The following is a 25,921-nucleotide window of genomic DNA, read 5'->3' on the forward strand; positions in this document are numbered from 1 at the left end:
TGGGCCATCGAGAGCGGGTAGGCTCGCCATTCTGACTCCACGTATCGCATCCGATCGCACCTGCTTGAGGAGTACCAAGGGATGACGTCCGGCAACAACGGCGCGAGCACGCCAGAGGACGACGACCCGTTCGGCTACCTCTACGCCGACGGCCAGGCCAATGGGGCCCAACCGCCCTCCGGTGGTTACGGCTACCCGAACTCCGTCAACAGAGTGCGTTCGGTCGGCCAGCGGCAGTACGGCCAGCAGCAGGCACCCACCGCGCCGACCGCCGCGTACGGCCAGGTCCCGCAGCAGCCGCAGGGCGCCTACGGCCAGCCGAGCGCGCACTACGCGGCCCCCGAGACCTTCCCGGGCTCGGCCCCCACCAGCCAGCAGCCCATGCCGGGCTACAGCGGCGGCGGCGGTCGCAGCGGCGGCCCCAACACCAAGGGTCTGCTGATCGGCGCGATCGCGGTGGTCGCGGCGGTCGTCATCGGCATCAGCGTGGCCATGCTGGGCGGCGACGACGACAAGAAGGACACGGGCAACCAGGCGGGGACCACGCCGAGCGTCTCGCAGAGCGCGGAGCCGAGCGCGTCCGCGTCGTCGACGGAGGAAGAGGCCGACCTTCCGCAGGCCGACGTGAAGACGATGCGACTGGAGGGCGGCCCCAGCACCGCGTCCGACGTCGAGGGCGCCAAGTCCGACGGCGGCGTGTACGTCCAGGGCTTCAACCAGCAGGGCGCCTCGGTCACCTGGACGGTCAACGGCATCAAGAAGGCCGGCGTCTACCGGGTCTACGTCCGCTACGGCCTCCCCGACGGCGACGCCAACGCCACGGTGACGGTCAACGGGAAGTCGTCCCCCCGGCCCCTGAACATGAAGAACTTCGGCAAGCTGCCCGCCAACGGATGGCAGGAGACCTGGGCCCAGGTCTCCCTGACCAAGGGCACCAACACCATCCAGCTCTCCTGCCAGCAGGGCAACCAGTGCAACGCCCTCCTCGACCAGTTCAGGGTGACGGAGAACGTCGACTCGTAGGAGTCACGCCGCGCTGACCTCCCCGGTCACCGTCACCCGCTCCAGCAGGCCCTCATAGGCCGCCTGGTCGAAGTCGCCCGCTGTGCCGGCCATCACCGTGGCCGCGGACAGCGCCGTCGCCCGGGTCAGGCGGTCCGGCCAGGGGAGGTTCTCCACCAGGGCCGACAGCAGGCCCGCCACCACCGCGTCGCCCGCGCCCGTCGGGTTGCCGTGGACGGGGGCCGGCGGGGTGGCCCGCCAGCGGCCCTCCGGGGTGGCCGCGAGGAGGCCCGACCTGCCCAGGGACGCGACGACCGCGCGGGCGCCCCGGCGGCGGGTGTCCTGGGTCGCCCGGAGCGGGTCGTGGGAGCCGGTCAGTTCGGCCAGTTCGTCGGCGTTCGGCTTGACGATGTCGGGGCGGGCCGCGACGCCCCGGCGCAGGGCCTCGCCGCTGGTGTCCAGCAGCACCGGCACCCCGGCCGCCTTCGCCGTGCGGATCAGGGCCGCGTACGCCCCCACCGGCACCCCCGGCGGCAGACTCCCGCACAGGGCCACCGCCGAGACGGACGGCACCAGATCCTCGTACGCCTCCTGGAAGGCGGACCACTCCGCCGCGGACACCGTGGGACCCGGTTCGTTGAGCTGCGTGGTGTCGCCGGACCGCTCGTCCACGACCGCGATGGTGCGCCGGGTCGCGCCGGTGACCGGGACCAGCGCGTCCACCAGGCCCGGCACGGCGGTGAGTTGCTCCTGGACGGTACGGCCCGTGGCGCCGCCCGTGAAACCCGTCACCGTCACCTCGTGGCCGAGCGCGGCCAGCACCCGGGCCACGTTCAGCCCCTTGCCGCCCGGGCGTTCGACGACCTCCGTGACCCGGTGACTGGTGTGCGGCCGCAACGACCGTACGCGATAGGTGATGTCGAGCGCGGTGTTCAGCGTGACCGTGAGGATCACTGGGCCGGCCTCCCCGACGACGGAATGATGTGCCCCTGCGCCCTCCAGTCTCCCAGGGCTTACCCGGCCCCAACAGCCGGACACATCACCCCAGTTGGGGATCGACCACCCATTCTCCCCGGCGCATGACTCCCTTGAGGTCGAACCGCTCGTCGAGAAGGACCAGGTCGGCGTCCTTGCCGGGTTCCAGGGAGCCGATGCGGTCGGACATCCCCAGCAGCCGGGCCGGGTTGGCGGAGATCGCCGCGACCACGTCCTCGACGGGCAGGCCGTCGACGGTCACCGCCCGCTTGAACGCCCGGTCCAGCGTGAGGGTCGAGCCGGCGATCGAACCGCCCTCCACCAGACGGGCGACCCCTTCGCTGACCTCGACCTCCAGGGGGCCGAGCATGTACCGGCCGTCGCCGAACCCCGCCGCGTCCATGGCGTCGGTGATGAGGGCGACCCTCTTCGCCCGCGCGTGATGGAACGCCAGTTGCAGCGCGGCCGGGTGCAGATGCGTCCCGTCGTTGATGAGCTCGACCGTGATCCGCTCGTCCTCCAGGAGGGCGGCGATGGGGCCGGGATCGCGGTGACCGAGGGGCGGCATCGCGTTGAAGAGGTGGGTGGCCACGGTCGCGCCCGCCTCGATCGCCTCGACCGTCTGCTCGTAGGTCGCGTCCGTGTGGCCGATCGCCGCGATGACCCCGTGCTCGGCGAGCAGCCGCACGGAGTCGAGGCCGCCGGGGAGTTCGGTGGCGAGGGTAAGCATCCTGGCCTGCCCACGCGCCGCGTCGATCAGCTTGCGGACCTCCGCGGGGTCGGGGTCGCGCAGCAGCGCCTCGGAGTGCGCGCCCTTGCGGCAGGGGGAGATGAACGGGCCCTCGAAGTGGATCCCGGCGATGTCGCCCTGCTCGGCGAGTTCGGAGAGGAGGCCGGCCCGTTGGGCGAGGAAGTCCATGTCGCCGGTGACGGTGGATGCGACGAGGGTGGTGGTGCCGTGGATCCGGTGGGTGTGGATGCCCTTGAGGATCTCCTCGGGGGTGCCCGAGGTGAAGGAGGCTCCGCCGCCGCCGTGGTTGTGGAGGTCGATGAATCCCGGGACCAGGTAGTGGTTGGTTACGTCGATGAGCTGGGCGGTTTCCGGGGTGGTGCTGGTGATGCGGGTGCCCTCGACTACTACTTGGCCGTTCTTCACCGGGCCTGTGGGGAGGACGACCGTTGCGCCGGACAGGACGAGGGGGGTGTTGGCCGTTGCGGGGTGCGGGTTCGTTGTGGCTGGTCGCGCCCGCGCGGCGGTAGCCGCAAATTCAGCACTGTCCCGCGCCCCTGGGTGGGCTGCCATCAGCTCGTTGCCTCCGTACCGTCGGTCTTGTCGAGGAGATCCCAGGCCAGCAGGCCCGCGCCCAAGCAGCCCGCTGTGTCCCCCAGCGCCGCGGGGACGATCGTCGGGGATTTCTGGAAGGTGATCCGGCTGCGCACCGCCTCCCTCAGCGGTGTGAACAAGGTTTCCCCCGCCTCCGCCAGGCCGCCACCGATGATCAGGGTGCGGGGGTCCAGGAGGGTGAGGGCGGTGGTCAGGCCGTCGGCCAGGGTGTCCACGGCGTGCTGCCAGACCTCCCGGGCCTTCGGGTCGTCGGCGTCCACGGCCCGCGCGCAGTCCGCCGCGTCCGCCTCCGGGTTCCCGGTGACCGCGGCCCAGGCCTCGCTGACCGCCGCCGCGGAGGCGTAGCGCTCCAGGCAGCCCCGCTGGCCGCAGGGGCAGGGGGTGCCCCCGGGCCGTACGACGACGTGGCCGATCTCGCCCGCGAAGCCGTGCGCGCCTGCCTCCACCCGGCCCGCGATGCCGATCGCGCCCGCGATGCCGGTGCCCAGGGCGACGAACAGGTAGCGGTCGGTGCCCTGACCGGCTCCGATGCGGCCCTCCGCGAGACCGCCGGTGCGGACGTCGTGGCCGAGGGCGACGGGGGCGCCGCCGAGGCGGTCGGTGAGCAGCGCCCGCAGGGGGACGTCCCGCCAGCCCAGGTTGGCGGCGTAGGCGGCGACGCCGTGCTCCTCGTCGACGATGCCGGGGACGGCGACGCCGGCCGCGAGCGCGGGGGCGCCGAGCTGTTCGACGCCGTACGCGCGCAGTTCGGCGGCGAAGTCGAGGATGCCGTCGACGACCGCGTCGGGTCCGCGTTCGCGGCCGGTCGCGCGGCGGGCCCGGTGCAGGAGTTCGCCGCCCGCGCCGACCAAGGCCGCCTTCATCCCGGTGCCGCCCACGTCGAGGGCGATGACATGTCTCACGGGGAACAGTGTGGCCCTTCGACCCGCAAGAGGTCTAGTCCACTTACGTGGTGTAGACCTTAGGGCAGAGATATGTATGACTTTTCGAAAGTTTCGAACGTGAGTGTGGGGCGGTTGTCGGTGCGGCGGCGTAGGACGGGAACGATCGCGGCGGTGTCCGCACTGGGCATGACGGCGGCCCTGGGCGGCTGCGGCCTGGGCGGCGGATCGGACGAGGTGACGCTGAGACTGGTCGCCGCCGACTACGGCGACAGCGCCGCCAACAGCTCCCGGAAGTACTGGGACACGCTCGTCAAGGAGTACGAGGCGAAGCACTCCGGCGTGCGGATCGACGTCAGCGTGTACTCGTGGACCGACGTCGACCGCAAGGTCAAGGAGCTCGTCGCCGCCGGGGAGGCGCCCGACATGGCGCAGATCGGCTCGTACGCCGACTACGCCGACAAGGGGCTGCTCTACAAGGCCGACGACCTGATCGGGATCCGCGAGCAGGCCGACTTCGTCGCGCAGCTCGGTGCCGCGGGCCGGATCAACGGGATGCAGTACGGGATGCCGTTCGCCGCGTCCACCCGGCTCCTCTTCTACAACAAGACCCTCTTCGCCGACGCCGGCCTCACCCCGCCCAGGACGTGGAAGCAGCTGGCCGCCGACGCCGAGGCGCTCAAGGCGGACGGGGTGAAGTACCCGTACGCGCTGCCGCTCGGCCCGGAGGAGGCGCAGGCGGAGACCATGCAGTGGCTGCTCAGCGGGGGCGGCGGGTACATCGACTCCGTCGGCACGTACGGCATCGACTCCGACGAGAACGTCACGACGATGAACTGGCTCAAGGACGACCTCGTCGGCAAGGGGCTGACCGGGCCCGCCGCGCCGGAGAACCTCAACCGGGCCGCCGCGTTCTCGGCGTTCGCCGCGGGGGACGTCGGCATGCTCAACGGGCATCCCTCGCTGATGAAGATCGCCGCCGCGAAGGGGGTGAAGTTCGGGATGGTGCCCATGCCCGGGGCGGCTGGGCCGACCAAGAACTCCATGGGTGTCGCCGACTGGATGACGGCGTTCAAGCAGAACGGCCACGCCGAGCAGGTGGGGGACTTCCTCGACTTCGTGTACAGCGAGAAGAACGTGCTCGCGTTCTCGCGGGAGTACGACCTGCTGCCGGTGACCAACTCCGCGTCCACGACGATGAGCGGGGCCTCCCGGGACGCCGACCTCAAGCCCTTCCTCGACGCGCTGCCCACCTCCGAACTGCCGCCGGTGGACAAGACGTCCTGGGCGTCGGTGAGCGCGGCGGTGAAGAAGCGGATCGGGTCGGCGGTGAGCCCCGGCGGGAGCCCCGAGGAGGTGCTGCGGGAGCTTCAGCTGACCGCGCAGAACGCGGAGTAGCAGAACGGCTCGCGTTGTCAGTGGCGGGGGCTACGGTTTTCGGTATGGAGCATCCGGAGCTGGACCGCAGGGAGCGGGACGTCCTCGCCCTGGAGCGCCGCGGCTTTTCCGGCCCCGGCGCGAAGGAGCGCGCGATACGCGAGGAGCTGGGCCTGGCGCCGGTCCGCTACTACCAGCTCCTCAACGCCCTGCTGGACGACGAACGCGCCCTGGCCCACGACCCGGTGACGGTCAACAGGCTGCGCCGGGTACGGGACGCGCGACGCTCCGAGCGGTAGCCGTCGGCGGCGGGACGGGGTCGCCGGGTGAAGCCGTTCGGTCAGGTGAGGTGTTCGGCCAGTGTGCGCAGCAGGGTGACCACGCCGTCCGGGCCGTCCACCACCAGGTCAGCCCTCTTGCGTAGCTCCGTGACCTCGTCGCTGCCGCTGCACACCAGGAGGCCGGGGGTGCCGGTGGTGCGGAGGTTCTCGACCGTGGAGAAGGCCGGGAGGTCGCCGAGGTCGTCGCCGGCGTAGAGGACGGAGGTGGCCGACAGCTCGCGCATGTGGGTCTGGAGGGCCACGCCCTTGTCCATGCCCGGCGGCCGCAGTTCCAGGACCAGCCGGCCGGGTTCGACGATCAGGCCGTGCCGGACCGCCAGGTCGGTGAGGGGAGTGCGGAGCGCGTCGAAGGCGGCCTGAGGATCCGGGGCACGGCGGGTGTGGACGGCCACCGCCCGGCCGCCCTTCTCCTCGATCCAGGCGCCGGTGCCGTCGAGGAGGGCGGGCAGCTCCGCGCGGACCGCCGCCACACCCGGGTGCGGTTCCGGCGCCGTGACCTCGCCCGTCGCCGCGTCCCAGCGCTCCGCGCCGTAGTGGCCGAGCACGGTCAGGTGCTCCAGACCGGCGACACCGGCGAATCCGCCGTGGCGGACCGCGACCTCGGCCGGGCGGCCGGTGATCACCGCCACCGAGGCCACCTTCGGGGCCAGCGCGGCGAGCACCGACACCGCCTCCGGATGGGCCCGCGCCCGCTCCGGGTCCGCCACGATCGGCGCGAGCGTCCCGTCGAAGTCCAGCCCGATCACCGCTCCGCTCGGGTGCGAGAGGAGTGCCTGGAGACCGTCGTGGCCGGCCGGGGTGCTGGGCGTGGGAAGGCTCATGCGTCCAGCGCCTTCAGCGCGTTCAGCTGGTCCAGGAACCACTGGGCCGGGGGCAGGGCGGTGGCCGCCGCGGCCAGCCGCTTCGCGCGTTCGGCGCGGTCGTGCGGCGGCAACGTCAGGGCCTCGTGCAGGGCCGCCGCCGTCTGCTCGACGTCGTACGGGTTGACCGTGATCGCGTCCTCACCCAGCTCCTCGTACGCCCCGGCCTCCCGCGACAGCACCAGCGCGCACCCCTCGTCGGAGACCACCGGCACCTCCTTCGCGACCAGGTTCATACCGTCCCGGATCGGGTTGACCAGCGCCACGTCGGCCAGCCGGTACGCGGCGAGCGAGCGCGCGAAGTCGTCCTTGACGTGCAGCACGACCGGCGTCCAGCCCGGCGTGCCGAACGCCTCGTTGATCTCGTCCGCGACCCGCTGCACCTCGGCCGTGTAGTCCCGGTACACCGCGAGGTCCTGCCGGGACGGGTAGGCGAACGCCACGTGCACGACCCGCTCCCGCCACTCGGGCCGCGACTCCAGCAGCCGCCGGTAGGCGAGCAGCCCGCGCACGATGTTCTTCGACAGCTCGGTCCGGTCCACCCGCACGACCGTCTTCCGGCCCGCGCCGATCTCCTCGCGCAGACCGACGATGCGCTCCTCGACATCGGCCGCGTGCGAGCGCTCGCGCAGGAAGTCCGCGTCCGCGCCCAGCCCGTGCACCCCGACCTGCGTGTCCCCGAGCCCGCCCGCGAACGCCGTGGCACAGGCCGTGAAGGCGTCCGCCCACCGGCGGGTGAGGAAACCGAGCCGGTCGGCGCCGAGCATGCCGCGCAGGAGCTGCGCCGCGATGTCGTCCGGCAGCATCCGGAAGTAGTCCACCGGCGCCCACGGCGTGTGCGAGAAATGGCTGATCCGCAGGTCCGGGCGGAGCTCGCGGAGCATCCCCGGCACCAGACACAGGTGGTAGTCCTGCACCAGGACCGCCGCCCCCTCGGCCGCCTCCTCCGCCAGCGCCTCGGCGAAGGCGCGGTTGTACGTCTCGTACGACGCCCACTGGCGCCGGAACTCCGCGTCGAAGACCGGCTCCAGCGGGGTCTGGTAGAGCAGGTGGTGGACGAACCAGAGCACCGAGTTGGCGACGCCGTTGTACGCGTCCGCGTGCACGTCGGCGGGGATGGCGAGCATCCGCACGCCGTCCTCGCCGACGCCCTGCGCCACGGCCTCGCGGTCGCCGTCGGAGAGCGCCGAGCAGACCCACAGGGCGTCGGCCTCCGGCCCGATCGCCGAGAGGCCGGAGACCAGGCCGCCGCCGCCGCGCTTCGCTGTGAGTTCGCCGTTCTCCTGGACCTCGTACGAGACGGGGCCTCTGTTGGATGCGACCAGTACGTGGGCGGTGTGGGAGGGAGCCATGACTCGACATCTAGCCCGGGGTGCAACCGCTCAAACGTTCCCTTGGGGCGCGTGGTCGGCTACCGGCCGGTGGGGGCTGGTCGCGCCCACGCGGCGGAGCCGCACATCGATACAGCCCCGCGCCCCTGACGGGGCGCTCTTACGCAGCCTTTTTCTTCATGTACTCCGGGATCTCCGTCATCGGCGGGCGTTCCTCCGTGTCCACCGAGTACGTGCGCGGTTCGAAGCCCTCCTGGCCCCGCTCGAACTGGGTCAGGGACGGGCGGATCAGGTGGCCGCGGGCCAGGCGGAGCTGGGCCGTGCGGTAGATCGCCGCCGACATGCGGCCCAGGGCCTGGCCGTCCTGGTGGCGGTGCTTGCGGACGCCGACGTCGACCTGGGCGAGGGCGTCCAGGCCCACCAGGTGCAGCGCGTCGACCAGCATGCCCAGCTCGACGCCGTAGCCGACGGGGAACGGCAGCTGCTCCAGGAGGCTGCGGCGGGCCGCGTACTCGCCGCCCAGCGGCTGCACGAAGCCGGCCAGCTGCGGCCAGTGCATGTTCAGCAGCGGGCGCGCCATGAGCTCGGTGACCCGGCCGCCCTGACCCGCCGCGCCGCCCAGGGGACGGTCGTACATGCCCTTGACCAGGTCGACGCCGGGGTCGGTGAGCAGCGGGCCGACGATGCCCAGGACGAAGTCCGAGGAGAACTCCTTCAGGTCGGCGTCGATGAAGCAGACGATGTCCCCGCGGGTGACCAGCAGGGAGCGCCACAGCACCTCGCCCTTGCCCGGGAGGGCGGGCAGCCTGGGCAGGATGTCGTCGCGGTGCACCACGGTGGCGCCGGCCGCGGCGGCGACCTCGGAGGTGCGGTCGGTCGACCCCGAGTCGACGACGACGATCTCGTCGACGAGCGGAACCTGCCGCACCAGGTCGTGACGTATCACGGAGACGATGTCACCGACCGTCTCCTCCTCGTTGAGCGCGGGCAGCACGACACTGACCGTCTGCCCGGTGCGCTGCTTGGCGGCCATGATCTGGTGGAGCGGGCGATCGGTCACCGACCAGGAGCGGGTGCTCAGCCAGCGCTCGACTTCTTCCAGCACGTAGGCGGCTCCTTCGTGTGTGGTCCGGGTGATCCGTCTCGCGGTTCGGACGGACTATCTCAACTGTCCTGGTTGTCGGTTACAGTCTTGAACAACGCGGGTGACCATCGCATGTCCTGGACCGCCCGCCGACCACAACTTCATACCGCTCATCCAGAGGGGCAGAGGGATACGGCCCGATGAAGCCCCGGCAACCCTCCAGTCGGTTCTCGTAGATCACCGTTGATCATTTCGCGAGGCTCCCGGCTAGGGAAGGTGCCAAATCCGTCTCACGGCGAAACGCGTCGTGAGGAAGATGAGGAGAAAGGGCCTCGCCTCCATGGCTGCGCAGACTGTTGCAAGCACCACGAACTCCGTCGACCTGGGTCCCGCCGCGGCACTGAGCTGCCGCGAGTGCGGTCACCGCGTGCCGCTCGGCCCGGTCTTCGCCTGCGAGGAGTGTTTCGGCCCGCTCGAGATCGCGTACGACTACTCGGCCTACGAAACCGAGGAACTCCGCAAGCGCATCGAGGCGGGACCCGCGAACATCTGGCGTTACGCCCCGCTGCTGCCCGTCCCCGCGGACGTGGCGGACAAGCCCAACATCAACCCCGGCTGGACCCCGCTCGTCAAGGCCGACAACCTCGCCCGCGAGCTCGGCGTCACCGGCGGCCTGTACATCAAGGACGACTCCGGCAACCCGACGCACTCCTTCAAGGACCGCGTCGTCGCGCAGGCCCTGGAGGCGGCGCGCGCGTTCGGCTTCACCACCCTCTCCTGCTCCTCCACCGGCAACCTCGCCGGTGCGGTCGGTGCCGCCGCCGCCCGGGCCGGCTTCCGCTCGTGCGTGTTCATCCCGCACGACCTGGAGCAGGGCAAGGTCGTCATGGCCGCGATCTACGGCGGCGAGCTCGTCGGCATCGAGGGCAACTACGACGACGTGAACCGCTTCTGCTCCGAACTGATCGGCGACCCGGCCGGCGAGGGCTGGGGCTTCGTCAACGTCAACCTGCGGCCCTACTACGCCGAGGGCTCCAAGACGCTGGCGTACGAGATCTGCGAGCAGCTGGGCTGGAAGCTCCCCGACCAGCTGGTCGTGCCGATCGCGTCCGGCTCCCAGCTCACGAAGATCGACAAGGGGCTCCAGGAGCTGATCAAGCTCGGGCTCGTCGAGGACAAGCCGTACAAGATCTTCGGTGCGCAGGCGGAGGGGTGCAGCCCGGTCTCCGTCGCGTACAAGGCGGGGCACGACGTCGTACGGCCGCAGAAGCCGAACACCATCGCCAAGTCCCTCGCCATCGGGAACCCGGCGGACGGGCCGTACGTGCTGGACATCGCCCGTCGTACGGGGGGTGCCGTGGAGGACGTGAACGATGAGCAGGTCGTCGAGGCGATCAAGCTGCTCGCGCGCACGGAGGGCATCTTCGCGGAGACCGCCGGTGGTGTGACCGTGGGTGTGGCGAAGAAGCTGATCGAGAGCGGTCTGCTGGATCCCTCGCTGACGACCGTTGTGCTGAACACCGGGGATGGTCTGAAGACGCTGGACGCGGTGGCGGGTACGGGTCTTACCGCCACGATCCGTCCCAACCTTGATTCGTTCCGCGAGGCTGGTCTCGCATAAGTAGGTCGCTGTTCGGCTGCGGGTCCGTGGGGGCTGGTCGCGCAGTTCCCCGCGCCCCTAGGGCGACTACCTGACCGGAGGTCCTGAACATGAGCGTTTCCGTCCGTATCCCTACCATCCTGCGCACCTACACCGGCGGGCAGGCCGAGGTGACCGCCGAGGGTGCGACCCTCGGCGAGGTCATCGCCGATCTGGAGAAGAACCACACCGGTATCGCCGCGCGTGTTCTCGACGACCAGGGCAAGCTGCGCCGGTTCGTCAATGTGTACGTGAATGACGACGACGTGCGGTTCGAGCAGGGGCTGGAGACGGCGACGCCCGACGGGGCGGGAGTCTCGATCATCCCGGCGGTCGCCGGCGGGTGACCGTATGACTGGTCATTACCATCGGTAACAGTAATTACCGAGAGTTCATCTGATTGCCCCCTCCGCGAGAGAAGCGGAGGGGGCAATTCTCTATGGTTGAGCGCGGTACAGTTGGGGAACCAGGGTCTTTCTCCTTGCCGTACGCATATGAGTTCTCGCTCCACATGCGATGAGAAGTAGCCAAAGTGTGTGCACCTTATGTGGCTTATGCGTCCTTTATGGGGCCCGACTTGCCCCGAATTCGGGCGAATTCTCACTACATTCCGGACCCCTTCCGTCCAGAATTCTCGTCCGATTGACCTGTTGCAGACGGCAGTTGGACAGATACATTCAGCCGCGGTCGACGCGTTCCGGCGCACGCCCCCAACCATGTGGGGGGTGAGGTCTGACCCGGATCCGCGAAGTGCGGATCCGTGCAAGGGCCAGTAATAGGGGAGTTAGGCATGGCTCAGGGCACCGTCAAGTGGTTCAACGCGGAGAAGGGGTACGGCTTCATCGCGGTCGACGGTGGTGCGGATGTATTCGTCCACTACAGCGCGATCCAGATGGACGGTTACCGCACCCTTGAAGAGGGCCAGCGGGTCGAGTTCGAGATCTCGCAGGGTCAGAAGGGGCCGCAGGCGGACATGGTCCGTCTCGCGACTGGCTGAAGCACGCGCCGGGTAACAGCAGCGTCGTTCTTCTTTTCTCAAACGAAGGGCTCGTACCCCATGGGGAGTCATGGGTACGGGCCCTTCGTCGTGCGCCGGTGCCTCCGGCGGTCGGGCGGGCTCGGTTCGGGTCGGGGTTCGGGTTTCGTCCGCGGGTCCGGTGGGGGCGGACGTTTTGCGCAGTTCCCCGCGCCCCTGAGTGCGCAGTTCCCCGCCCCCCCTGAGGGTGCTTGGCGCCGGGCCGCTGGAACCTCCCCAGGGGCGCGGGGAACTGCGCGCTCGGCCCCCACCGGTCGGCAGCCGTCCGACGGCCGAACCCACCCCGGTCTTGGGTAGGCGCTTGCACTCGACCATGCCGAGTGCTAATCATTGGCGTTAGCACTCTGAAGGTGAGAGTGACAACGAAGGACCGGGTCGGTGAGGCCCGCAGGCCGGGTGGGGAAGGAACCCACGAGGTGTGCGAGCCGTCCGTCGCGGGCGCGGGCGCGGTCCGAAGGAATCACCCCCAGTCCTGGAGGGACCACTTCACATGGCCAAGATCATCGCGTTCGACGAGGAGGCGCGGCGCGGCCTCGAGCGCGGCATGAACCAGCTCGCGGACGCCGTCAAGGTGACGCTCGGCCCCAAGGGCCGCAACGTCGTCCTCGAGAAGAAGTGGGGCGCCCCCACGATCACCAACGATGGTGTCTCCATCGCCAAGGAGATCGAGCTCGAGGACCCGTACGAGAAGATCGGCGCCGAGCTGGTCAAGGAAGTCGCCAAGAAGACGGACGACGTCGCCGGTGACGGTACGACCACTGCGACCGTGCTCGCCCAGGCCCTGGTCAAGGAAGGCCTGCGCAACGTAGCCGCCGGCGCCAACCCGATGGCCCTCAAGCGCGGTATCGAGAAGGCCGTCGAGGCCGTCTCCGCCGCCCTGCTCGAGCAGGCCAAGGATGTCGAGACCAAGGAGCAGATCGCTTCCACGGCCTCCATCTCCGCCGCCGACACCCAGATCGGCGAGCTCATCGCCGAGGCGATGGACAAGGTCGGCAAGGAAGGCGTCATCACCGTCGAGGAGTCCCAGACCTTCGGTCTGGAGCTGGAGCTCACCGAGGGTATGCGCTTCGACAAGGGCTACATCTCGGCGTACTTCGCCACCGACATGGAGCGCATGGAGGCGTCGCTCGACGACCCCTACATCCTCATCGCCAACTCCAAGATCGGCTCCGTCAAGGACCTGCTCCCGCTCCTGGAGAAGGTCATGCAGTCGGGCAAGCCGCTGCTGATCATCGCCGAGGACGTCGAGGGCGAGGCCCTGTCGACCCTGGTCGTCAACAAGATCCGCGGCACCTTCAAGTCCGTCGCCGTCAAGGCCCCGGGCTTCGGTGACCGCCGCAAGGCCATGCTCGGCGACATCGCCATCCTCACGGGCGGCGAGGTCATCTCCGAGGAGGTCGGCCTCAAGCTGGAGAACGCGACCCTGGACCTCCTGGGCCGCGCCCGCAAGGTCGTCATCACCAAGGACGAGACCACCATCGTCGACGGTGCCGGTTCCTCGGACCAGGTCAACGGCCGCGTGAACCAGATCCGCGCCGAGATCGAGAACAGCGACTCGGACTACGACCGCGAGAAGCTCCAGGAGCGCCTGGCCAAGCTCGCCGGTGGCGTCGCCGTCATCAAGGCCGGTGCCGCGACCGAGGTCGAGCTCAAGGAGCGCAAGCACCGCATCGAGGACGCCGTTCGCAACGCGAAGGCGGCCGTCGAGGAGGGCATCGTCGCCGGTGGTGGCGTGGCCCTGCTCCAGGCCTCCCAGGTCTTCGAGAAGCTGGAGCTCGAGGGTGACGAGGCGACCGGCGCCAACGCCGTGAAGCTCGCCCTGGAGGCCCCGCTCAAGCAGATCGCCGTCAACGGTGGTCTCGAGGGTGGCGTCGTCGTCGAGAAGGTCCGCAACCTCACCGTCGGCCACGGCCTGAACGCCGCGACCGGTGAGTACGTCGACATGATCGCCGAGGGCATCATCGACCCGGCGAAGGTGACCCGCTCTGCCCTGCAGAACGCCGCCTCCATCGCCGCGCTGTTCCTCACCACCGAGGCCGTCATCGCCGACAAGCCGGAGAAGGCCGCCGCGCCCGCCGGTGGCGGCATGCCGGGCGGTGACATGGACTTCTGATCACCCCCGGGCCGCGAGGACTGACGGTTGATCAACGGTCTTGCCGGGGGCGGCACTTCCTGGGAACAGGGGGTGGCCGCCCCCGGTCTTTTCTTGCGCTATAGTTGATCACGAGCCGCCCGACGTGAACTCCCGTCGGTCGACTACGCGTTGGTGGTCCAAGGAAAGACGCCCCGCTTCCTGCGGGGAAATGCAGGTGCAAGGCCTGCCCGGCGCTCCATGTGAAGCCCGTCCCGCACTCGCGGGGCGGGCTTCAGTCGTACGTGGCCGGAGTCACAGGCGGCGGGGAAATCCAGAGGCGGATGAGGCGGTTGACGTTGAAGCACCGTCTATGCGCATGCACATACCGAGGAGTACCTCCCCATGACCACCCCCGCCTCCGCCCGCGCCGCCGAGATCCTCGCCCGACCGGTCCACATCAACGGTCTGACCGTCCCGAACCGCATCGCGATGGCGCCCATGACCCGCATGTTCTCCCCGGGCGGCATCCCCGGCGAGGACGTGGCGTCGTACTACTCCCGCCGCGCGGCTGCCGGAGTCGGTCTCATCGTCACCGAGGGCACCTACGTCGGGCACGAGTCGGCCGGGAACAGCGACCGCGTCCCGCGGTTCCACGGCGAGGAGCAGCTGGCCGGCTGGGGGAAGGTCGCCGAGCAGGTGCACGCGGCGGGCGGCACCATCGTCCCGCAGCTGTGGCACATCGGCATGGTGCGTGAGCAGGGCCAGGCGCCCTACGCCGACGCCCCCGCCGTCGGTCCCTCCGGTCTGCGCATCGGCGCCGACGAGCCCACCGGCAAGGCCATGACCCAGCTCGACCTGGACGACGTCATCGGCGCGTTCGCCCAGGCCGCGGCCGCCGCCGAGCGCATCGGCTTCGACGGCGTGGAGTTGCACGGCGCCCACGGCTACCTCCTCGACCAGTTCCTGTGGGCCGGCACCAACCGGCGCGGCGACTCCTACGGCGGTGACCCGGTCGCCCGTACGAAGTTCGCGGCGGAGATCGTGGCGGCCGTACGGGAGACGGTGTCGCCGGAGTTCCCGATCATCTTCCGGTACTCGCAGTGGAAGCAGGAGGCGTACCAGGCGCGGCTCGCGGAGACGCCGGAGGAGCTGGAGGCGATCCTCACGCCGCTGGCCTCCGCGGGGGTGGACGCCTTCCACGCCTCCACCCGCCGCTACTGGCTGCCGGAGTTCGACGGATCCGACCTCAACCTGGCCGGCTGGACGAAGAAGCTGACCGGCAGGACGACGATCACGGTCGGGTCGGTCGGGCTCGACGGCGACTTCATCCGCGGGTTCATGGGCGAGGGCTCGCCGGTCAAGGGGATCGACGACCTGCTCGACGCGCTGGAGCGCGAGGAGTACGACATGGTGGCCGTGGGGCGTGCGCTGCTCCAGGATCCGCAGTGGGCGGCGAAGGTGCTGGCCGGTCGGTTCGACGAGCTTCAGCCGTATGACGCGGCCGCGCTCAAGTCGCTGAGCTGACGGTAGTCGTCCTGGCGCGGGTCGGTGGGGGTTGCTGTTCCTGGGGGCTGCGCCCCCAGACCCCCATCGGCCCGAAGGGCCTCGTCCTCAAACGCCGGACGGGCTGAAACCCACGTGGCCGAGAATGGGGCGATGCCCCTCTGCCGCATCGCCACCCCCGCCGACACCGACGCCGTCGTCTCCGTCTTCACCAGTGCCTTCTTCCACGACCCCGTCTGGGGGCCCGCCTTCCCCGACGAGGCGCGGCGGGCCGAGCAGGCCGCTGTCATGTGGCGGGTGTACGCCGGTTCCGCCGTGCGGTATCCGTGGACCCTGGTGACCGAGGGCGTGGAGGCCGCCGCCGTCTGGATTCCGCCGGGCGGGACCGAGCTCACTGTGGCCGAAGCGGCCGATCTTGAAGGGACGTTGGCCGCGGCCACCGACCCCGGCACCGCCCGGGCGATCATGGAGGTCGGGGAGCGGTTCGAGGCGGTCCATCCCGCCGAGCCGTTCTTCTATCTCACCATTCTCGGCACCCACGCCGACCATCGCGGCAAGGGCCTCGGCATGGGGCTGCTCGCCGAGGGGCTCCGCCGTGTCGACGAACTCGGCGCCCCCGCCTACCTGGAGTCGACCAACCCCGCCAACCTCAAGCGCTACGAGGGGGCGGGCTTCGCCAAGCGGGACGAGATCGCTCTCGCGGGTGGGCAGGTCGTCACGACCATGTGGCGGCCCGCGCGCTGACGCGGGACCGCAACTCCCGCTAGCGTCAAGGGACATGCGGATCCTTCAGCTCTCGGACACCCATGTGGAGCGCACCGACGCTCCGAACAGGAACGGCGTCAACGCCACCGAATCCCTGCGGCTGATGCTCGCCGAGCTGCGGCACCTGCGGGACGTCGACGCGGTCGTCGTCACCGGGGACATCGCCGACGCGGGTGAGGTGGAGGCGTACACGGCGGTGCGCGAGCTGGTCGGGGAGTTCGCCCGGCCCCGGAACGCCCCCGTCTTCTACACCACCGGCAACCACGACGAGCGGGAGGCCTTCGGCAAGGTGCTGGGCAGCGGGCATGCCGAGCCCGAGTGCGTGCTGGAGACCGACGCGGCGGAACGGGCCGCGGTGAGCACGGTCGGCGGTCACCGGTTCGTCACCCTCGACTCGTTGGTGCCGGGAAAGGTGTACGGCCGGATCAGCCCCGCTCAACTGGACTGGCTGCGGGAGGTGTTGAGCACCCCGGCCGAGCACGGCACGGTCCTCGCGTTCCACCACCCGCCGATCAGCCTCGCCCTGTCCGTCACCCAGCAGGTCTTCGGGCTGCTCGACCCGGGGGAGCTGGCGGCGGCGATCCGGGGCAGTGACGTACGGGTGATCCTCACCGGGCACTACCACCTCCAGCTCTTCGGGATGCTGGAGTCCTTGCCCGTGTGGGTGACGCCGGGGGTGGTCAACAGGATCGACCTGACGACGCCGTACGGCACCGAGCGCGCGGTACGCGGCGCCTCGGCCTCGCTGGTGGAGCTGGGCGGGCCGGCGAGCCCGATGTTCCACACCTTCCACGCACGGGACCCGCGGGCGCACGAGACGGTGTACCAGCTGGACGAGGAGCGCACCCGGGCGGTGGTGGCGGAGCACGGACCCTGACCGACTTGGTTGACTCAGGCAAGGGGGTCGGCTGGAGTGGTGAGGACCAGCCCCCTGGCCCCGAGGAGTTCGACGATGACGTCTGCTGCGGATCTCGACGTGCGTACCACCGCCGGTGCGGTGCGTGGGCGGGAGGAGGGGGGTCTCGGCGTCTTCCGGGGCATCCCCTTCGCCGAACCGCCGGTCGGCGAGGCCCGGTTCCAGGCGCCAAGGCCCGCGCGGAGCTGGGACGGGGTCCGGGAGGCGTACGCGTTCGGGCCGCCGCCCCCGCAGGAGTCCGGGTTCCAGGGCCGGGCGGCCGTGGTGGACCAACCCACGGGCGACGACTGGCTGACGGTCAACGTCTGGACCCCGGCCGCCGATCCGGCTGCCCGCCGTCCGGTCATGGTGTGGATCTACGGCGGCGCCTACAAACTGGGTCACGCGGGCAGCCCCGGCTACGACGCCCAGCATCTCGCGCGCGCCGGTGACGTGGTCGTCGTGACCCTCAACTACCGCGTCGGCATAGAGGGGTTCGCCCTGCTGGAGGGCGCTCCCGCGAACCGGGGGCTGCTGGACCAGGTCGCGGGACTGGAGTGGGTGCGGGACAACATCACGGCGTTCGGCGGGGATCCGGATCAGGTCACGGTGTTCGGGGAGTCGGCGGGCGCGGGGTCGGTGGCGTCCCTGCTGGCGATGCCGAGCGCACGGGGGCTGTTCGGGCGGGCGGTCGCGCAGAGCGTGCCCGTCACGTACTTCTCCGCCGAACTGGCCCGGGACATCGCGGTGGAGTTCGGCAAGGAGGCGGGACTTGCCGCCACGGCCCAGGCCCTGGCCGCCGTGGACCCGCGTGAACTCCCTTCGGTGGGCGAGCGGTTGAGCCTGCGGATGCGCGAGTACGACGACCGGTGGGGACGGGTCGCGCACACCGCCACCCCCTTCTCTCCCGTCGTCGACGGCGAGGTGCTGCCGTGCACGCCCTGGGAGGCGCTGGCGGCGGGCGCGGGGCGGGAGGTGGAGCTGCTCGTCGGGCACAACCGGGACGAGTACCGGCTCTTCCTGGCGCTGGCCGACCGGCTCGGCAAGGTCACCGAGGAGCAGGCGGCCGCGGCACTGCGGACGTTCGCGCCGGGCCCCGACGGGGAGCGCGCCTATCGCGCTGCCTTCCCGGACGCCGCACCGGCCGAACTCCACGAACGCGTCCAGACGGACTGGCTGTTCAGCGTGCCGTCCCAGCGGCTCGCGGAGGCGCAGGTCGCGGGCGGCGGCCGGGCCCACCTCTACGAACTGACCTGGTCCGCACCGGTGTTCGGCGGCGCGCTGGGCGCCTGCCACGGGCTGGACATCCCGCTGCTGTTCGGCACGTACGAGGCCGACCTCGGGGCTCTCCTCTTCATGGGGGCCGGGGTGCCGCCCGAGGCGAGGGAGCTGACCGCCCGCTTCCAGTCGGCGTGGACGGGGTTCGCGCGGACCGGAGACCCGGGCTGGCCGGCGTACGAGCCGGCGAGCGGCCGGCTGACGCAGGTCCTGGACGTGGAGCCGGAGGTGCGGCCGTACCCGGAGGAGGTGACGCGGCGGCTGTGGGAGTCGTACGACATCCGGGCGCTGCCGCTGCTGAAGTGACCGGGCCTGCCGGGCCGGAGCTGCGGAAGCAGCCGGGCCGGCCGGACTACAGGTTGCCGAGGGGCTCGATGTCCACCTTCACCGGGGTGCCCCACACGCGCAGCACCTCGTAGTCCGTGAACTCGTGGACGAGCCGGTAGGCCATCGCCGGGCGCGGGCCGCGGCGCTGGGCGTTGAGGTAGAGCTCGGCCTCGTGCCGGTCCCGCCTCGGCGTCCCGCACAGCTGCCACTCCTGGCCGGTCCACAGCTCCGGCAGCCAGCGCTGCTGGGGCTGGGGGCGGTCCTCCCGCACTCCGTACCGGGAGGGGGTGGGGCCGGCGGTCCTCGGGCGGGCGCCGGGCCCGTTGATCTCGGCGCGGCGGGCCGCACGGCGGCGGGTCTCGCACAGCAGGCACAGGTCGGGGGCGTTCTCGTCGACCGGGCCGTTCGGGTGCTCGGCGCAGCGGGTGGTGGGGGCGGCGGCGCTGACGCTGTCCTCCAGCAGGTCCAGGGCCCGCTTCAGATCGGCCTTCATCTCGTGCAGCTTGGCGTCCGGGGTGTCGCCGGTCAGTGCGTCGCCGTGCTCGCCGAGGAGGCGCAGGGCACGGCCCAGGGCGGTGAGCTGGGCGTGATTCATACGTCCAGGGTAGGCACCGCGGCGGCTCCCCGGAGGGCGCGGCTCTGCTGGAATGAGCCCATGCGTGTCCTGGACGCCCTCGCCCGCCTGAACGCCGCCTACCCCTGGTCGCACAACGCCCACTACCACGCGTGGATCATGCGCGGACTGCCCCGCCGCTTCGACCGCGCCCTCGACGTCGGCTGTGGTGCCGGGGATCTCGTGCGGCTGCTCGCCACCCGTGCGGCACAGGTGCACGGCATCGACAGCGACAGCCGGATCATCGATGCGGCGAGGGCGGCCACCGCGGCGGACCTTCCCGTCACCTACGCCGTCGCGGACGGAGGGTCGTACGACCGGGGCGGGCCCTACGACGTCATCACCTGCGTCGCCGTCCTCCACCACCTGCCCCTGGGCGCGGCGCTCAGCCACTTCCGGCGGCACCTCGCGCCCGGGGGAACCCTGGTGGTGGTCGGGTGCGCGCGGGAGGACACCTGGGTGCAGCACCTGCTCGGGCTCGTCTCCGTCCTGCTCAACCCGCTGTACGGATGGGCCAGGAACCGGGGACGCCGGGCCGCCGCGCCTCCCCTCGCGATGACCGCCGTGACCCGGCAGCCGGACGTCCCGTACACCGAGCTGGTCCGAGAGGTCCGCCGCATCCTCCCCGGCGCCCGCCTCAGACGCCGGCTGTTCTGGCGCTACACGCTGGTCTGGCGGGCCTGAGGAGAGCTCACCGGGCGCTGGACCTGCCTCGAAAAATAGTGCGGGGCGGTGTCGATTCCGTCAGGGTTCGAACGACGCACAGGTGACAGGCAAGAGGACGGCAGCATCACGAGAGGCGGCGATCATGCCCAAGGTTCGCGTACACAACGTCACGGTCTCCCTGGACGGCTTCATGGCCGGCCCGAACCAGCGGCTGGACGCCCCCTTCGGGGACGGTGTCGGATGGGGGGACGAGCTGCACGCCTGGTTCGTCGGGGCCATGGAGGATCTCGCCGCCGGGAAGGGCGGCACCGACGTCGAGTACTTCGCCCGCGGGGACCGGAACATCGGGGCCACGATCATGGGGCGGAACATGTTCGGGCCGCAGCGCGGGGCCTGGGAGGACGAGTCCTGGCAGGGCTGGTGGGGGGACAACCCGCCGTACCACCACGACGTCTTCGTGCACACCCACCACCCGCGGCCGACCCTGGAGATGGCCGGCGGGACCACTTTCCACTTCACCGACGAGTCGCCGGACCAGGTCCTCGGGCGCGCGTTCGCGGCCGCGGACGGCAAGGACGTCCGCATCGGCGGCGGCGCGGCGACCATCCGGCAGTACCTGAGCGCCGGGCTGATCGACGAACTCCACCTGGCCGTCGCACCGATGCTCATCGGGCGCGGCGAGCGGCTGCTCGACGACCTGGGCGCCGGGATCGACGGCTACCGGGTGTCCGAGCTGGTCGGCTCGTCCACGGTCACCCACGCCGTGCTGGTGCGCCGGTGAGCCGTCGGTGAGTCACAGGGCCGCCGCCAGCGCCGCCCGCAGATGGCCCCCCGACTCCTCCAGCAGACGGGCCGCCGTGGGGCCGTCGACGTCGGCCAGGATCGTCAGGATCGCGTTCTTGACCTCGCCGTCCGTGGCGGCCAGCGCCCTCTCCACCTCCTCGTCCCCGGCGCCGGTGGCCAGCGCGACGATCCGGCGCGAGCGGGCGCGCAGCTTGTCGTTGGAGGCCCGGACGTCGACCATCAGGTTCCCGTACGTCTTGCCGAGCCGGATCATCGTGATCGTCGACAGCATGTTCAGGACCAGCTTCTGCGCGGTGCCGGCCTTCAGACGGGTCGAGCCGGTGAGCAGCTCGGGACCCACGACCACCTCGATGCCGTGGTCGGCGGCCGCCGCGAGCACGCTGCCCGCGTTGCAGGACAGGCCGATCGTCAACGCCCCCTGAGCGCGGGCGTGTTCCACCGCGCCCACGGCATAAGGGGTACGACCGGACGCGGACACCCCGACCACCGTGTCCAGGGACGTCACCGCGAGCCCGTCCAGGTCGGCCCGGGCCAGCTCGGCCGAGTCCTCGGCGCCCTCGACGGACGTGACCAGTGCCTGCGGGCCACCGGCGATCAGGCCCACGACCCGCGCCGGATCCGTGTTGAAGGTCGGCGGGCACTCGGAGGCGTCCAGCACGCCGAGGCGTCCGGCGGTGCCCGCGCCGGCGTAGATCAGCCGGCCGCCCCGGGCCATCCGCTCGGCGACGGCGTCGATGGCCGCGGCGATCCGCGGCAGCTGCCGGGCCACGGCGGCCGGTACGGAGGCGTCCTCGCCGTTCATCAGCCGGGCGATGTCGAGCGTCGGCAACCGGTCGACGTCGGCGAACTCGGGCCGGAACGCCTCGGTGGTCAGCGACTCCAACTGGGCTTGCAGGTCACGGGGGTGGGAGGGGGAGGTCATGGAGGAACGGTTCTTTCTTCGTGACGGACATCTGGGACGTCTGCCGGGAGACCTGGGTGGCTACCGGCGATGCCGATGCGCCAGCGCCTCGTACGACGCGGCCAGCGCCGGCGCCGCCGTCTCGTACGTCCGCTGGGCCACGCCGATGAACAGACAGTCCACCACCAGCAGTTGACTCGTCCGGGACGACATCGCCGCCGGGCGCAGCTCGCTCTCCCGGGCCGTGGACGTGGTCAGCACATGGTCGGCGTACTGCGCCACCGTCCCGCCCGGCCGCCCGGTGATGGCGACGGTCGTGGCCCCGTGCTCGAAGGCGACCCGGAGCGGCTCGATGACGTCCCCGGTCGACCCGGAGTGCGTGATGGCGATCGCGACGTCCCCCGAGCGCAGCTGCACCGCGTTGGTCACCGCGAGGTGCGGGTCGCTGTGCGCCTGGGCTATCAGCCCTATCCGCAGCAGCTTTTGCGTGAGGTCCTGTGCGACGAGACCCGAGGCGCCCACCCCGTACACGTCGATCCGCCGCGCCGAGGCCGTCGCGGCCACCGCCGCCCCCAGCTGCACGGTGTCGAGCCCGGCCGCGGTGTCCGCGAGGGTCTGCTGCTCGTCGTAGGCGAGCTTGGCGACCACGTCCGCGATCGGGTCGTCCACCGCGATGTCCGTGGTGATCGCGGGCGACCGCCCGGACTGCTGCTGGGCGGCCAGCCCGGCGAGGGCGAGCCGCAGGTCGCGGTAGCCGGGGTAGCCGAGGAGCCGGGCCGTCCGCACGACCGTCGCCTCGCTGGTCCCGGTCCGTTCCGCGAGGCCGGTGACGGTGAGCGCCGCGCAGCCCGCCGGGTCGCTCGCCACGGCCTCGGCGACGCGCTGCATGGAGCGCGTCATCGACGGACCCAGCGTGCGCACCTTCGCGGCGAGCGCGCTGCCGAAAATTTCCTTCACTTCCTGGGGCACCTCTGAAAGATATTTTCGGCTCCGGGTCGTGGTCAAGAGCGCGCACAATGGACGGATGGAGTCGATCGGTCCACTGGAACAGAGCCTGCACACGGCCCGTGCCCTCGTCCTCGCCGACCTCGCGGTGGGTGATGCCGCCGCGCCGGACGTGGTGTCGATGGTCGAGGACTCCGTCGTGCAGCGTCGCTGGTGGGTGGAGCAGTGGCCCGAGGGGGCGGACTTCGTGGCGGGGCTGGTCGCCCAGGACGTCCAGGACGCGATCCTGGAACGTCACGGCCGCTGGCCCCTGTGCCCGGTCTGCGGTGCGGGCGACCCGCACGCCCTGGAGGTCGAGCCGGAGCTCGGCGCCGACCCGCACTGGGTGTGCCACAAGGCGGGCGTGAAGGTCGCGGCGGTCGGCTCGCTCGGCACCGCGACGGGCGAGGCCCCCGCCCCGTGACCGTCTACATCGACCCGCCGACCTGGCCGGGGCACGGCCGTATGTGGTCCCACCTCATCAGCGACGTCTCCTTCGACGAACTGCACGCCTTCGCCGAGGAGTTGGGCGTCCCCTCCCGGGCCTTCGAGCGCGACCACTACGACATCCCGTCGCACCGGTACGCCGACGTGGTCGCGGCCGGTGCGGTGGAGGTCAGCAGCCGGGAAGTGGTACGGCTGCTGACGGGGTCGGGGTTGCGGCGCCCGAAGGGTCGTTAGGCGGTCGGGGCGTACGGCTCACGGGGTGTCGGGCGGTCGGACGGCTCAAGTGGCCTCAGGCGTCGGGCCGGAAAGGACGTACAGCCGGAGGCCCGGTTCCTTCTCGCCGTACGCCTGCTCCTCCTCGACGCTCGCCCGCAGGAAGCCCGCGCGGGCGATGACGCGTTGCGAGGGGGCGTTGTCGGGTTCGATGGTGGCGCAGAGGCTGCGGACGTCGTCGCGGGCCAGCGCCCAGTCGCTCAGGGCGCGCAGGGCCTCCGTGGCGTAGCCCCGGCCGCGGGCCGAGGGGGCCAGGTCGTAGCCGACCTCGGCGCGGCCGTCCTCGTCGGGGGCGCCGTGGAAGCCCATGCCGCCGATCGCGCGGCCGTCCTCCCGCCGTACGAGGACGAAGAGGCCGAACTCCGGGCGGTGGACGCCCGCCTCGTACGCCTTGAGGGTCATGCCGGCGGCCTCGCGGGTGCCCTCGAAGGGGCCGTCCTCGACCCAGTCGAAGCCGCCGTCGCCGCCCGCGGCCAGGTCGGTGGCGGAGGCCGGGGTGACGCCCTGGAGGGTGAGTCGTTCGGCGGGCAGGACGAGGTTGTTGCTCCAGCGCCACTCGGTGCGCCGCGCGCGGCCCGGCAGGTCGCCACGGCCGGTGGCCCACAGGAGGGTGCGCCAGGGGTCGGGGCCCGGCTGGACCTCGGGGAAGATCCGGGTGAGGACGTACTCGGGGAGGTGGGCGGGCGGCTCGTAGGCGAGGTCCAGGCCCCGCGTGACGTCGTACGTGTGCAGCAGGACCTCGGTGATGCCCATCGCGGCGAAGCCCTCGCGGTTCGCGCTGCGGAAGGGGTACGGGTGGAAGGCGCGGGCCTCGCGGGGCGCGGTGCGGACCGCCGCGGCGAGCAGGGCGCCGCCGGTCTCCAGGACGTGCAGCAGGCCCGTGTTGTCGGTGCCCTCGTCGAGCGTGATGTCGAAGGGGACGTAGTCGTCCTGGGCGCCACCCGCCAGGTTCCCGGCGTAGGCGATCAGACAGCCGCAGATGTGGAAGGCCGTCTCGTGGACGGTCCACTCCATCCCGGCCGGCTTCACGGCCGTCCAGTCCCGGTCCGTCACCGTCCGCAGGACCGCCACCGCGCCGGCGACGGCCTCCGTCACCCTGTGTCCGCCCACGTCCCCGCCCATGTCTGTCATGCGTGCAGGCTATGACCCCCGACGCCTCACAGCGACAGCATTTCCAGCTCCGAGGTGAGGTTGTAGCGGGCCGTCGCCTCCCATTCCCGCGCCCCGTACGGCGTCCTGAACAGCTGGGGCAGGTCGAGCAGTTGACGCAGGATCGCGGACCGGCCCTCGCGGAAGGCGTCGGTGGGCACGAAGCCGTACTCCTCGCGTACGGCAGCCGTGTAGGCGGCGTACCCGGCGGGCGGGGCGGCGAGGATCGCGAGGTCGGCGTCGCACAGGACCTGGCCGTTGCGGTCGTCGTCGGCGGGGGCGTGGGTGGTGGTGAGGCGGACCAGGCGGGCCACCTCGGCCGTCGCGGCGACCGGGACGCCGGCTTCGGGGAGGGCACGTTCGGCGAGGCGGGCGGAGCGGTCCTCGTTCTCCGAGCGGTCGGGGAGGTAGACGGCGTCATGGAACCAGGCGGCGAGACGGACCAGGTCAGGGTCGTCCGCGTGGGATTCCAGCACGTCGATGTGGTCGAGGACCGCCGTGAGGTGCGCGAGCGTGTGGTACCGGCGCTGCGGTTCCTGCCAGCGGGCGACGAGGTTGTCGGCGTACGGCAGCGGGTCGGGGCCGTCGGTGCCCCTCGCTGCGTCCAGGGCGGCGGTGAAACGGGCGCGGAGGTCGTCGAGATCGGCCATGGCCTCATTGTCCCCCCGGGCCACCCCTGGCAGGTTGGCCCCATGACTGCTGACGACGTACGCGACCCCGCGCTGCCCGGCCGCCTCCTGACCACCGAACGCGACGCCCTGATCCCCCTCCTGCGCTCCCGCCCGGACGCCGACTTCGCGCTGCCGACGCGGGGGTGTCCGGGGTGGAGCGTGCGGGACGTGCTCGCGCACTGCTCGTCGGCGCTGATCCGGGTGGTGGAGGGCCGGTTCGAGAAGGGGGTGTTCTCGCCCGAGTCCAACGACCGGGACATCGCCGAACGCGCCGACTGGACGAACCAGCAGGTCGTGGACGAGCTGGAACGCGGGATGACGGAGGCCGGACCGGTGATCGCCGGGGCGGGCGGGGTGCTGGACGTCATCGCATTGGGGGAGTGGGTGCACGCGGGGGACGTGCGCGAGGTGTGGGGGGAGCCCGGCGCGTACGCGGGCGCGGGGCTGCCGGACGCGCTGGCCCTGCTCGCCCGCGCGACCCGGGAACGCGGCCACCTCCCCCTCCACGCCGACCTCGACGACCTCGACGAACCGCTCCGGCTCGGCGACGTGACCGGCGACCGGACTCCGGCGCGGTACATCGGGGACGCGGCGACCCTCGTACGGCTGTACGCGGGGCGTCCGGCGGAGGGGCGGGCGTACGAACTCGCGGGCGCGGAGGCGAAGGAGTTGAACATCTTCGCCGGGATCGCCTGAGACG

27 protein-coding genes and 1 riboswitch are annotated in these 25,921 nt (G+C 71.4%); of the genes, 16 read left to right on the plus strand and 11 right to left on the minus strand.

The features are described 5' to 3' along the window. The first annotated feature begins 81 nt into the window (after window positions 1-81). The gene (locus AQJ54_RS36055) at window positions 82-1,023 is read left to right on the plus strand and encodes a CBM35 domain-containing protein (protein WP_062244789.1); all 942 of its coding nucleotides are present in this window, start codon (window positions 82-84) and stop codon (window positions 1,021-1,023) included. A 3-nt stretch (window positions 1,024-1,026) separates the two neighbouring features. Here AQJ54_RS36055 and AQJ54_RS36060 read toward each other — a convergent pair whose 3' ends face one another. From AQJ54_RS36060 to AQJ54_RS36070, 3 genes are all read right to left on the minus strand, one after another. After that, window positions 1,027-1,956 carry a 1-phosphofructokinase family hexose kinase gene (locus AQJ54_RS36060; RefSeq protein ID WP_062244793.1) on the minus strand — a complete coding sequence of 310 codons (930 nt, stop codon included), beginning with the start codon at window positions 1,954-1,956 and terminating at the stop codon, window positions 1,027-1,029. 85 nt (window positions 1,957-2,041) lie between these two features. Continuing rightward, window positions 2,042-3,280 (minus strand): N-acetylglucosamine-6-phosphate deacetylase, encoded by a 1,239-nt coding sequence (nagA, locus tag AQJ54_RS36065; RefSeq protein WP_248845510.1) that lies wholly within the window; start codon window positions 3,278-3,280, stop codon window positions 2,042-2,044. Beyond that, window positions 3,280-4,224: an ROK family protein gene (locus tag AQJ54_RS36070; RefSeq protein ID WP_062244796.1), complete on the minus strand. Its 945-nt coding sequence runs from the start codon at window positions 4,222-4,224 to the stop codon at window positions 3,280-3,282. Before AQJ54_RS36070 ends, nagA begins: the two co-directional genes overlap by 1 nt. 72 nt (window positions 4,225-4,296) lie before the next feature. Between AQJ54_RS36070 and AQJ54_RS36075 the strand changes: the two genes are divergently transcribed. Both AQJ54_RS36075 and AQJ54_RS36080 read left to right on the plus strand, forming a co-directional pair. Next, a complete protein-coding gene (locus AQJ54_RS36075) occupies window positions 4,297-5,601 on the plus strand; it encodes an ABC transporter substrate-binding protein (protein WP_449487249.1) in 1,305 nt (434 codons plus the stop codon). 44 nt (window positions 5,602-5,645) lie between these two features. Continuing rightward, a complete protein-coding gene (locus AQJ54_RS36080; protein ID WP_062033651.1) occupies window positions 5,646-5,879 on the plus strand; it encodes a DUF3263 domain-containing protein in 234 nt (77 codons plus the stop codon). Between the two features lie 41 nt (window positions 5,880-5,920). Here AQJ54_RS36080 and otsB read toward each other — a convergent pair whose 3' ends face one another. The 3 genes from otsB to AQJ54_RS36095 form a co-directional block, all read right to left on the minus strand. Further along, entirely contained in the window at window positions 5,921-6,742 is an 822-nt protein-coding gene (otsB, locus tag AQJ54_RS36085) for a trehalose-phosphatase (protein WP_062244799.1), read from the minus strand. Beyond that, complete coding sequence (locus tag AQJ54_RS36090) at window positions 6,739-8,133, minus strand: alpha,alpha-trehalose-phosphate synthase (UDP-forming) (protein ID WP_062244802.1); 1,395 nt, start codon at window positions 8,131-8,133, stop codon at window positions 6,739-6,741. Before AQJ54_RS36090 ends, otsB begins: the two co-directional genes overlap by 4 nt. 139 nt (window positions 8,134-8,272) lie before the next feature. Further along, window positions 8,273-9,217: a glucosyl-3-phosphoglycerate synthase gene (locus tag AQJ54_RS36095; RefSeq protein WP_062033642.1), complete on the minus strand. Its 945-nt coding sequence runs from the start codon at window positions 9,215-9,217 to the stop codon at window positions 8,273-8,275. A 146-nt stretch (window positions 9,218-9,363) separates the two neighbouring features. Further along, a riboswitch (SAM riboswitch) is annotated at window positions 9,364-9,519 on the plus strand. A gap of 17 nt (window positions 9,520-9,536) precedes the next feature. Here AQJ54_RS36095 and thrC point away from each other — a divergent pair. The 8 genes from thrC to AQJ54_RS36135 all read left to right on the plus strand — a co-directional run bounded on the left by thrC (window position 9,537) and on the right by AQJ54_RS36135 (window position 18,692). Further along, window positions 9,537-10,817, plus strand: a complete 1,281-nt coding sequence (gene thrC / locus AQJ54_RS36100) for a threonine synthase (RefSeq protein ID WP_062244805.1) — start codon at window positions 9,537-9,539, stop codon at window positions 10,815-10,817. 89 nt (window positions 10,818-10,906) lie between these two features. Further along, window positions 10,907-11,182, plus strand: a complete 276-nt coding sequence (locus tag AQJ54_RS36105) for a ubiquitin-like small modifier protein 1 (protein ID WP_062033637.1) — start codon at window positions 10,907-10,909, stop codon at window positions 11,180-11,182. Window positions 11,183-11,625: 443 nt separating this feature from the next. Beyond that, window positions 11,626-11,832 (plus strand): cold-shock protein, encoded by a 207-nt coding sequence (locus AQJ54_RS36110; protein WP_007382895.1) that lies wholly within the window; start codon window positions 11,626-11,628, stop codon window positions 11,830-11,832. 529 nt (window positions 11,833-12,361) lie between these two features. Continuing rightward, window positions 12,362-13,984 (plus strand): chaperonin GroEL, encoded by a 1,623-nt coding sequence (gene groL / locus AQJ54_RS36115; RefSeq protein ID WP_020140084.1) that lies wholly within the window; start codon window positions 12,362-12,364, stop codon window positions 13,982-13,984. Window positions 13,985-14,347: 363 nt separating this feature from the next. Next, window positions 14,348-15,469: an NADH:flavin oxidoreductase gene (locus AQJ54_RS36120; RefSeq protein ID WP_062244808.1), complete on the plus strand. Its 1,122-nt coding sequence runs from the start codon at window positions 14,348-14,350 to the stop codon at window positions 15,467-15,469. Between the two features lie 132 nt (window positions 15,470-15,601). After that, on the plus strand, window positions 15,602-16,192 hold the full coding sequence (locus AQJ54_RS36125; RefSeq protein WP_062244810.1) for a GNAT family N-acetyltransferase: 591 nt from the start codon (window positions 15,602-15,604) through the stop codon (window positions 16,190-16,192). A 34-nt stretch (window positions 16,193-16,226) separates the two neighbouring features. Continuing rightward, window positions 16,227-17,090: a metallophosphoesterase family protein gene (locus AQJ54_RS36130; protein WP_062244813.1), complete on the plus strand. Its 864-nt coding sequence runs from the start codon at window positions 16,227-16,229 to the stop codon at window positions 17,088-17,090. A gap of 75 nt (window positions 17,091-17,165) precedes the next feature. Then, entirely contained in the window at window positions 17,166-18,692 is a 1,527-nt protein-coding gene (locus AQJ54_RS36135) for a carboxylesterase/lipase family protein (protein WP_062244815.1), read from the plus strand. A 46-nt stretch (window positions 18,693-18,738) separates the two neighbouring features. On the opposite strand, the gene AQJ54_RS36140 is transcribed toward AQJ54_RS36135, so the two are convergent. Next, window positions 18,739-19,308: a hypothetical protein gene (locus AQJ54_RS36140; RefSeq protein ID WP_030317957.1), complete on the minus strand. Its 570-nt coding sequence runs from the start codon at window positions 19,306-19,308 to the stop codon at window positions 18,739-18,741. Window positions 19,309-19,368: 60 nt separating this feature from the next. On the opposite strand from AQJ54_RS36140, the gene AQJ54_RS36145 reads away from it, so the two are divergent. Then, window positions 19,369-20,010, plus strand: coding sequence for a class I SAM-dependent methyltransferase (locus AQJ54_RS36145; protein ID WP_062244818.1), 642 nt, complete (start codon window positions 19,369-19,371; stop codon window positions 20,008-20,010). Window positions 20,011-20,134: 124 nt separating this feature from the next. Further along, window positions 20,135-20,773 (plus strand): dihydrofolate reductase family protein, encoded by a 639-nt coding sequence (locus tag AQJ54_RS36150; protein ID WP_062244821.1) that lies wholly within the window; start codon window positions 20,135-20,137, stop codon window positions 20,771-20,773. A gap of 12 nt (window positions 20,774-20,785) precedes the next feature. Here AQJ54_RS36150 and murQ read toward each other — a convergent pair whose 3' ends face one another. Further along, window positions 20,786-21,718, minus strand: coding sequence for an N-acetylmuramic acid 6-phosphate etherase (gene murQ / locus AQJ54_RS36155; RefSeq protein WP_062244824.1), 933 nt, complete (start codon window positions 21,716-21,718; stop codon window positions 20,786-20,788). A gap of 60 nt (window positions 21,719-21,778) precedes the next feature. Then, window positions 21,779-22,666 (minus strand): MurR/RpiR family transcriptional regulator, encoded by an 888-nt coding sequence (locus AQJ54_RS36160; RefSeq protein WP_428843815.1) that lies wholly within the window; start codon window positions 22,664-22,666, stop codon window positions 21,779-21,781. A gap of 55 nt (window positions 22,667-22,721) precedes the next feature. Between AQJ54_RS36160 and AQJ54_RS36165 the strand changes: the two genes are divergently transcribed. Together AQJ54_RS36165 and AQJ54_RS36170 are read left to right on the plus strand one after the other, a co-directional pair. Then, on the plus strand, window positions 22,722-23,105 hold the full coding sequence (locus tag AQJ54_RS36165) for a hypothetical protein (protein ID WP_062033610.1): 384 nt from the start codon (window positions 22,722-22,724) through the stop codon (window positions 23,103-23,105). Beyond that, entirely contained in the window at window positions 23,102-23,362 is a 261-nt protein-coding gene (locus tag AQJ54_RS36170; protein WP_062033607.1) for a DUF4031 domain-containing protein, read from the plus strand. The genes AQJ54_RS36165 and AQJ54_RS36170 overlap by 4 nt, the downstream gene beginning before the upstream one ends. Before the next feature lie 45 nt (window positions 23,363-23,407). On the opposite strand, the gene AQJ54_RS36175 is transcribed toward AQJ54_RS36170, so the two are convergent. Continuing rightward, window positions 23,408-24,523 (minus strand): GNAT family N-acetyltransferase, encoded by a 1,116-nt coding sequence (locus AQJ54_RS36175; protein WP_062244829.1) that lies wholly within the window; start codon window positions 24,521-24,523, stop codon window positions 23,408-23,410. Window positions 24,524-24,558: 35 nt separating this feature from the next. Next, complete coding sequence (locus AQJ54_RS36180; RefSeq protein ID WP_062244832.1) at window positions 24,559-25,200, minus strand: HD domain-containing protein; 642 nt, start codon at window positions 25,198-25,200, stop codon at window positions 24,559-24,561. 42 nt (window positions 25,201-25,242) lie between these two features. Between AQJ54_RS36180 and AQJ54_RS36185 the strand changes: the two genes are divergently transcribed. After that, window positions 25,243-25,917 (plus strand): maleylpyruvate isomerase family mycothiol-dependent enzyme, encoded by a 675-nt coding sequence (locus AQJ54_RS36185; protein WP_062244835.1) that lies wholly within the window; start codon window positions 25,243-25,245, stop codon window positions 25,915-25,917. The last annotated feature ends 4 nt before the right edge of the window (window positions 25,918-25,921 follow it).

It is taken from the genome of Streptomyces griseorubiginosus (assembly GCF_001514195.1).
Lineage (GTDB): Bacteria > Actinomycetota > Actinomycetes > Streptomycetales > Streptomycetaceae > Streptomyces > Streptomyces griseorubiginosus.

Coding starts and splice junctions, on each gene's coding strand:
- AQJ54_RS36075 (WP_449487249.1), top strand. CDS start 4,297: ATGTATGACTTTTCGAAAGTTTCGAACGTGAGTGTGGGGCGGTTGTCG.
- AQJ54_RS36120 (WP_062244808.1), top strand. CDS start 14,348: ATGACCACCCCCGCCTCCGCCCGCGCCGCCGAGATCCTCGCCCGACCG.
- AQJ54_RS36110 (WP_007382895.1), top strand. CDS start 11,626: ATGGCTCAGGGCACCGTCAAGTGGTTCAACGCGGAGAAGGGGTACGGC.
- AQJ54_RS36145 (WP_062244818.1), top strand. CDS start 19,369: ATGCGTGTCCTGGACGCCCTCGCCCGCCTGAACGCCGCCTACCCCTGG.
- AQJ54_RS36150 (WP_062244821.1), top strand. CDS start 20,135: ATGCCCAAGGTTCGCGTACACAACGTCACGGTCTCCCTGGACGGCTTC.
- nagA (WP_248845510.1), bottom strand. CDS start 3,280: ATGGCAGCCCACCCAGGGGCGCGGGACAGTGCTGAATTTGCGGCTACC.
- murQ (WP_062244824.1), bottom strand. CDS start 21,718: ATGACCTCCCCCTCCCACCCCCGTGACCTGCAAGCCCAGTTGGAGTCG.
- AQJ54_RS36080 (WP_062033651.1), top strand. CDS start 5,646: ATGGAGCATCCGGAGCTGGACCGCAGGGAGCGGGACGTCCTCGCCCTG.
- AQJ54_RS36185 (WP_062244835.1), top strand. CDS start 25,243: ATGACTGCTGACGACGTACGCGACCCCGCGCTGCCCGGCCGCCTCCTG.
- AQJ54_RS36130 (WP_062244813.1), top strand. CDS start 16,227: ATGCGGATCCTTCAGCTCTCGGACACCCATGTGGAGCGCACCGACGCT.
- AQJ54_RS36125 (WP_062244810.1), top strand. CDS start 15,602: ATGCCCCTCTGCCGCATCGCCACCCCCGCCGACACCGACGCCGTCGTC.
- AQJ54_RS36165 (WP_062033610.1), top strand. CDS start 22,722: ATGGAGTCGATCGGTCCACTGGAACAGAGCCTGCACACGGCCCGTGCC.
- groL (WP_020140084.1), top strand. CDS start 12,362: ATGGCCAAGATCATCGCGTTCGACGAGGAGGCGCGGCGCGGCCTCGAG.
- AQJ54_RS36180 (WP_062244832.1), bottom strand. CDS start 25,200: ATGGCCGATCTCGACGACCTCCGCGCCCGTTTCACCGCCGCCCTGGAC.
- otsB (WP_062244799.1), bottom strand. CDS start 6,742: ATGAGCCTTCCCACGCCCAGCACCCCGGCCGGCCACGACGGTCTCCAG.
- AQJ54_RS36135 (WP_062244815.1), top strand. CDS start 17,166: ATGACGTCTGCTGCGGATCTCGACGTGCGTACCACCGCCGGTGCGGTG.
- AQJ54_RS36055 (WP_062244789.1), top strand. CDS start 82: ATGACGTCCGGCAACAACGGCGCGAGCACGCCAGAGGACGACGACCCG.
- AQJ54_RS36090 (WP_062244802.1), bottom strand. CDS start 8,133: ATGGCTCCCTCCCACACCGCCCACGTACTGGTCGCATCCAACAGAGGC.
- thrC (WP_062244805.1), top strand. CDS start 9,537: ATGGCTGCGCAGACTGTTGCAAGCACCACGAACTCCGTCGACCTGGGT.
- AQJ54_RS36105 (WP_062033637.1), top strand. CDS start 10,907: ATGAGCGTTTCCGTCCGTATCCCTACCATCCTGCGCACCTACACCGGC.
- AQJ54_RS36140 (WP_030317957.1), bottom strand. CDS start 19,308: ATGAATCACGCCCAGCTCACCGCCCTGGGCCGTGCCCTGCGCCTCCTC.
- AQJ54_RS36175 (WP_062244829.1), bottom strand. CDS start 24,523: ATGGGCGGGGACGTGGGCGGACACAGGGTGACGGAGGCCGTCGCCGGC.